General features: G+C 38.9%; 2 protein-coding genes. Both read left to right on the forward strand.

All coding sequences use genetic code 11. The annotated features are described in order from the left end of the window. Positions 1-187 precede the first annotated feature (187 nt). A complete protein-coding gene (ribA, locus tag UC75_RS09175) occupies positions 188-799 on the forward strand; it encodes a GTP cyclohydrolase II (RefSeq protein WP_005301174.1) in 612 nt (203 codons plus the stop codon). Between the two features lie 118 nt (positions 800-917). Next, positions 918-1,752: oxygen-dependent coproporphyrinogen oxidase (gene hemF / locus UC75_RS09180; protein WP_228137241.1), on the forward strand; the 835-nt coding region annotated here is incomplete at its 3' end.

A 1,752-nucleotide genomic window follows, 5' to 3' on the forward strand; every position in this document is an offset into this window, starting at 1 on the left:
CAGTCTCTCATACATCATGGGTATGGTTGGCAGATTATCCTGAATAATCTGACTATTTATCAACTATTATCGTCATCTTTATACAAAAAAGAAAACCTTAGTGTGCAAAATGATTATGACAATTCGACCAATCTCCCAGCATTACGCTATACTTTAAACCGTTTTCGGTTAAAAGATGAGTTAATCTGTGCCTATAGAGTTCATTGCAACATCAAAACTCCCGACCGCTTTTGGTGAATTCAATATTTCTGTGTTTCAAGATCCAGTATCAGGTGAAGAACATGTGGCACTTTCTAAAGGGTTAGAAAATCCACCTACAGGCCCTGTTTTGGTCCGTGTACATTCAGAATGTTTAACAGGTGATGCGTTTGCGTCATTGAAATGCGACTGTGGTCCTCAATTGCAGGCAACTCAAAAGCTCATCAACGAGGCAGGCCAAGGCGTTATTTTATATTTACGTCAAGAAGGTCGTGGTATTGGGCTTACAAATAAAATTCGCGCCTATGCTTTACAAGATCAAGGTCATGACACCGTAGATGCTAATTTACTTTTAAATTTACCTGCCGATGCACGTCGTTACGACATGTGTAGCATCATGCTAGATCATTTAGAAGTTAAAGAAGTTAAATTAATTACCAATAATCCTTTGAAAATTCAGGCACTCAAGGATCAAGGAATTAATGTTGTTGACCGTGTTCCATTAACAGTTGGACGTAACCCTTTTAATGAACAATATTTAAAAACTAAACGTGAACGTATGGATCACCTTTACCAAAAAGATGATTTTTTAAAAAAATAAATATTAAAAAAGCAATCACAAGGGATTTTTGAGACATTTCTTAAAAATCCCTTACTTTTTTTATGGTTTTGTGTTTTGATGTATCTATCTCCTATCTCAATCATCTTTGAGGGTCATTATGCAACATCCGACTTCCACAGATATTCAACGTGTCCGCGAATTTCTCCTCGATTTACAAGCCCGTATATGTGCTGGTTTAGAACAACAAGAAAAAGCTGGTGGCGGTACGAGTGAATTTATTATTGATGATTGGGAACGTCCTGAAGGTGGCGGTGGACGTTCACGCGTACTGCAAAATGGTACAGTGATTGAAAAAGGTGGTGTGATGTTCTCTCACATCAACATTAGTAAACTACCCGCTTCTGCTACAGAAAGACACCCCCAAATTGCTGGCGCTAAGGCTCAAGCACTGGGCGTTTCGTTAGTGATTCACCCTAAAAACCCGAATATTCCGACTTCTCATGCCAATGTACGTTTATTTGTTGCAGAGCCTGAGGGTCAAGATCCAATTTGGTGGTTTGGCGGTGGTTTTGACTTAACTCCTTTTTATCCAGATGAGCAAGATGTTATCGATTGGCATCAAGCCGCACATGACCTATGCCAGCCTTTTGGTGACCATGTCTACGCTGAACATAAAAAATGGTGTGATGATTATTTCTATTTAAAACATCGTGATGAACAACGTGGTGTTGGTGGTTTATTTTTCGATGATCTCAATGGCTGGGATTTCGAAACTTGCTTTAAATATATTCAAGCTGTAGGTAATGGTTATTTAAATGCCATTCTGCCAATTTTTGAAAAACATCGTGAACAGCCTTACACAGAAGCTCAACGTGAGTTCCAAATTTACCGTCGCGGTAGATATGTCGAATATAACTTAGTATATGACCGCGGAACATTGTTTGGCTTACAAACAGGTGGACGTATCGAATCTATTTTAGTCAGCCTACCGA

The organism is Acinetobacter sp. V2 (assembly GCF_001188385.1).
GTDB classification, from domain to species: domain Bacteria; phylum Pseudomonadota; class Gammaproteobacteria; order Pseudomonadales; family Moraxellaceae; genus Acinetobacter; species Acinetobacter oleivorans.